This is a genomic window from uncultured Campylobacter sp. (genome assembly GCF_937890585.1).
Taxonomy (GTDB): domain Bacteria; phylum Campylobacterota; class Campylobacteria; order Campylobacterales; family Campylobacteraceae; genus Campylobacter_A.
The window spans coordinates 1-4380 of the sequence record NZ_CALACG010000300.1; the positions used below are offsets into that span (position 1 = coordinate 1).

The window sequence follows — 4380 nt, forward strand, 5'->3', positions numbered from 1 at the left end:
CCTTAAATCAGGCGAAGGTGTGTTAAAAGCAGAGTAGCCAAGACTACCTGCTTGGTAAAAATCAAACTGGCCACCAGCCATAAACTCATAGTCATCGCCAGTGTCTGAGTTTGTTAAATTTAATATATCGCTTAAGCCGATCATTTCTTTGTCATCGTGAAGTTTTTGTTTTCATCGATCGTTATATCGTTTTTAATTAGCGCATGCACCATATTAAACAAATACTTTGTCATATCAGACGGCACTATCATACCACCAGCTTGATTTTCTGCGATGAAGTTGCCAAGCACTGACATTGATTTAATAATCCTATTGTCGATCACTTGCCTATCTACTGCACGTTGTTGGCTCTCTGCTAGCGCTTGCTCTTTTGCTAGTTTTGCTATTTGAGCTCGTAAGAGATTGTTTTGCTCTTTTAAATTTTCTAGTTTATCTGCCGCTTGAGCCTCTAGCTCATCATTTTTTAGTTTAGTATTTCTTGTTTGCTCTTTTATGCCCTCAATGTTTGCATCCATTGCGGCTGCTTGCTTTTCAAGGTTTTTTAGTGATAACTCAAAGCTTAGGTCTTGTTGTGTTAGCTCAAGCCCAGTTTGCATTGCTGTGATCGTAAACTGCGTTGTGATTAGTGGCAGCATTTGAGAAAGCACGTTTATTCTGTGTTGATTTGGTATCTCGTATTTCTCAAAACAATCATCAAGATATTTTAGTGTTTCTTGATATGGCGTGTCCGCTCCGATGCTTAGTTTTAATAGCTCTCTCGTTCTTTCTAAATATGCGTTTTTAAAATCCATTGTCTTTTCTCTCCAGTCTAGTTACTTTTATTCTTTGCAAATCAAGATCATCGCGCAAGTCGCTTACGGCACTTTTTAGTCCATTTGTCTCTATTCGTTTAATCCTTGATGAAAAGCTATTGATTGTGTTGTTTAGGTCGTTTGTAAAACTTCGCAACGATCTAGTTTCATCTTGAAGGCTACTGATCTTATTCATAATTGTTTGTAGTTGTGTTTTTATTTCGTCGATCTCGTCGCCTAAATTTCTTTCAGCCATTATACGCTCCTCGCTCTATTTTCCCAACCTTGCTCATATACACCAAGGCGTGGGTTTTTTCTTATTAAATTTCGATAATAGGCGATCTCTGCCCTATCAAAATCACTATCAAAGGCTCGCTCGTCGTAGTTGTTTAACGCTTTAAGAGTCTGGGCACCCATAATGCCGTCCACCACTACACCTAAAAGCCTTTGTAAAACCCTAACTGCTGGCACTGTATCTACGTTTACGCCAAAAACAAAGAGTTCACACGCTTTTAACCCACTATCTACCTCGTCAAGTCTCATTTTGTCCCAAAATTCTTTTTTATAAAATATTTTTACTTTTTCGATTAATGCGTCATCATTATATAGGGCGATGCTAGCCTTTTTAAGATCACCATATGCGTTGATAGCTGCCCTAACTTGCCCCCAGCCTTGCCAGTTTGGGTGAGCGGCTTCATAAATGCCCATAAAAGTTAGCCCATTTTCTGTTGGATTTTTATGTAGGGCTTTTTCAGGGCGACTAAATTCTAAGCTCATTAAAAGATTAAAAGCTTGTGTGTAGTTTGTGTAGTTCATTTTTCATCTCCTATATCGTAGTCGCGAGGCGGTCTTGGCGTATAGTCATAGTTGTTATCACTTAAGTGGTCTATCTTTTTGTCTATTGCTTTGTCGATCACGGCACTAACCCAAGCTGTGCCTCTCCATGCAAAAAAGCCACCGACTGCGAGACTAAAGCTCCCTTTTTCTGTGAAATAAAATGCCGTCTCGTAAGCTACCCAGCATATAAAAGTCGAGCTAATAGTGCCAACGAAAAAATTTATGATAGCCTTACCATCGCTTGCAACCTTGGCATTACCCCCTGCAATGCTTAACACGCCGCCTACAAAGCCAACTATTATCACCCAAAAGTAAAAGCCTAGCCTATCCATAAGATCATCCATTACCTAGCCCCTTTTTTTTAAAATTTATAGGTAAAAACATACATTATTAGGACGGATAATATTATTTCTACTACAACCATTTTATTTAGCCAAAAGGCTTTTGTTCTCTTTATTATTCGTTCCATTTACACACCCTTATGTTTTTATTGTTTATCTCTTTTTGCTTCATACTTTTTTATGTCCTCTAGCTGTCCTATACACTTCTCATAACCACTATAGACATCTATTAATAACACCCCTGCATCACTTTGGTTTGTTACGTTCCTATCTGCTATCATAGGGGCTTGTAATAGGTAGCTTGGTATCTTGTCATACTTATTTAGCACTGCCTGCTTGCTTTCGCAACCCATCAAGCACATAAGAAACACTGATGTCAAGAGCATTAGACATATCCTTTTTGTCCTCATATAGCACCCTTTCTTTGACTTTATTTGCTTTTATCTCTATTACTTGCCTTTGTTTGCTGGCTTTCTCTATTGCTTCTAGTTTGAGATTTATGAGCCTATCTTGTTCGTTTATCTCATCTTTTAGCTTTTGGTTCATCTCATCACTAGACTTTAGCCTCTCCTTTGTGACACTCAGCTCATTGTCTAGGCTTTGATACCTATACCCTAGAAACAAAGTTGTAAGTAGCAGAAAGCCACTAAGATATAAACTAGGACTTAGCACTTGTATCTCTCCCATATTTGATTATGTGATAGGCTCTTACACTATAATAGAAAAGCAGTATCTTCCATTTAGCTACCCCTAAGAGTTCTAAGAGCTCCCTAAAGGTATCATCAGCTACTTTAAAATCACTATTGTTACCTAGCTTTATATAAAGTCTTAAGGCATCATCTGTTAAGTAATCGTGTATCACAGAGGCTGTTAGATACTCAGGGCTATAAGGCTCAAACATCCACCAAAATATTCTAGGGATACTTGCACCATCTGTTATGTAGCCCACAGGTATGTCTATGTCTTTATACTTAAACGGACTAGCTGTCTCAAAGTTATCCTTACCAAAAGGCTTAACTACTATTCTTTGTAACTTCTCAGCCATTATGCACCTCCTCAAGTGTTGGCATCTCTGCTAAAATCTCATCAAAGCTCTTAGGCATCTTATGCTTACCCTCAGCAATAGCATTTAGCAAACCATAGCCATACTTCCACACCTTAGCTCTCCAAATACCAAAGGCTTCTCCTTCTGCTCTAAAGTCATTGTCATAGCCTGCATAAGAGCAAGCAGAGAGTATGTCATCGTATCCTTTCTCTTTTGCTTTAGCGTCTAGGAGCTCTTGTGTCTTTTCTTTAAAAAGTGCTGTAAGTTCCTCTAGGTTCTTGCTTACTATCTCATAAGATATTACGTAAGTGTCTCCTTTGACTTCACTAGACTGCACCACCTTTTTAAACTCATCTACATTTGCTGGATAATCCTTGTAGGATACCTTTAGATACCCTAGCTCTTTTAGCTCTTTATCATCTAAAAACTTTGTATAAAGCGTACCCTTATCTGTTATGATGTAAGGGGTCTCTGCTACAAGGTCATCCTTTAAACTATATAGTTCCATTTATCCCTCCTTTTAAAGGCTTAAAAGTGAAAGAGAAGACATTGTTAAGTTTATAAACTCTTTATTGCCTCCTGTCGCCTGTTCTGTGGCTCTCATTACAAGGTAAGTATCTTTTTTATAAACCCATACACTCGTTTTGTAAGCCCCTCTACTCCCTGTTGAGTTTTCAGCAGGTGTTAGCGTGATAGTCCCTTGTAGAAATCCTGAGCCACCTAAAGAGGTAGTCTGTGCCCTAAAACGCTTATTAGCTAAGGTGTCACTCCAATCCCCTATAATAAACTCTACGTTTCGCTTTGACTTAGGGATAACAAAGTTAGGGGCTGTAAGATTATCATAGGAGTTATACTCTCCCTTAGCATATAGGCTATTCCCTCTTGTATTGAAGTAATCATCTCCCCCTTTATCTCCTCTTTTAAATACCAAAGAGAAAGTAGAGTTAGTGTCATTAAGAAAATCCTCAGAAAAAGAAACTTCTAGCATATCTTTTTCTGCATAAGCAGATATTCCTTTTACAGAAAGAAGCACAGATGCTCCAACATTATAGCCTTTGAGGGGATATTGCATTCTATCACTTGCGATAGAGCTAGATAGTTCTTTAGAGCTTCCCTTATACAAGAAGCGAAGTTTATCTTCACTTCTCCATATATAGCCTAGAATTACGGACTTACTAAAATCTCCGTTTTCTAAAAGCCATAATGTACTTCCCTCTGAGAAAAAGCGATAGTTTAAAGAGATGTATAGGCGACGCCTTTTAACACCACTATACTCATAAGTGTTCCCAACCTTTGCTTTAAGCACCTCTTTTGTTAAGGTATGCTGCTCCCCTTTTGCAAGGTTTAGCTCTATGCTAGCTTGAGT

At 38.4% G+C, this 4380-nt stretch carries 9 protein-coding genes; all 9 read right to left on the reverse strand.

Annotation, left to right across the window (positions count from 1 at the left end; all coding sequences use genetic code 11):
- Positions 1–140: 140 nt before the first annotated feature.
- On the reverse strand, positions 141–791 hold the full coding sequence (locus Q0296_RS09015) for a hypothetical protein (protein WP_103567414.1): 651 nt from the start codon (positions 789–791) through the stop codon (positions 141–143).
- Positions 781–1047 carry a hypothetical protein gene (locus tag Q0296_RS09020; protein ID WP_298039606.1) on the reverse strand — a complete coding sequence of 89 codons (267 nt, stop codon included), beginning with the start codon at positions 1045–1047 and terminating at the stop codon, positions 781–783. The genes Q0296_RS09015 and Q0296_RS09020 overlap by 11 nt, the downstream gene beginning before the upstream one ends.
- Positions 1047–1607 carry a putative peptidoglycan-binding domain-containing protein gene (locus tag Q0296_RS09025; protein ID WP_298039611.1) on the reverse strand — a complete coding sequence of 187 codons (561 nt, stop codon included), beginning with the start codon at positions 1605–1607 and terminating at the stop codon, positions 1047–1049. The genes Q0296_RS09020 and Q0296_RS09025 overlap by 1 nt, the downstream gene beginning before the upstream one ends.
- Complete coding sequence (locus tag Q0296_RS09030; RefSeq protein ID WP_103567417.1) at positions 1604–1972, reverse strand: hypothetical protein; 369 nt, start codon at positions 1970–1972, stop codon at positions 1604–1606. The genes Q0296_RS09025 and Q0296_RS09030 overlap by 4 nt, the downstream gene beginning before the upstream one ends.
- A gap of 143 nt (positions 1973–2115) precedes the next feature.
- Positions 2116–2298, reverse strand: a complete 183-nt coding sequence (locus tag Q0296_RS09035; protein WP_298039617.1) for a hypothetical protein — start codon at positions 2296–2298, stop codon at positions 2116–2118.
- On the reverse strand, positions 2288–2656 hold the full coding sequence (locus Q0296_RS09040; RefSeq protein WP_298039623.1) for a hypothetical protein: 369 nt from the start codon (positions 2654–2656) through the stop codon (positions 2288–2290). The genes Q0296_RS09035 and Q0296_RS09040 overlap by 11 nt, the downstream gene beginning before the upstream one ends.
- On the reverse strand, positions 2628–3014 hold the full coding sequence (locus tag Q0296_RS09045; RefSeq protein WP_298039627.1) for a DUF1353 domain-containing protein: 387 nt from the start codon (positions 3012–3014) through the stop codon (positions 2628–2630). Before Q0296_RS09045 ends, Q0296_RS09040 begins: the two co-directional genes overlap by 29 nt.
- Positions 3007–3522 carry a hypothetical protein gene (locus tag Q0296_RS09050; RefSeq protein ID WP_298039629.1) on the reverse strand — a complete coding sequence of 172 codons (516 nt, stop codon included), beginning with the start codon at positions 3520–3522 and terminating at the stop codon, positions 3007–3009. Before Q0296_RS09050 ends, Q0296_RS09045 begins: the two co-directional genes overlap by 8 nt.
- A gap of 12 nt (positions 3523–3534) precedes the next feature.
- Positions 3535–4380: hypothetical protein (locus Q0296_RS09055; protein ID WP_298039632.1), on the reverse strand; the 846-nt coding region annotated here is incomplete at its 5' end.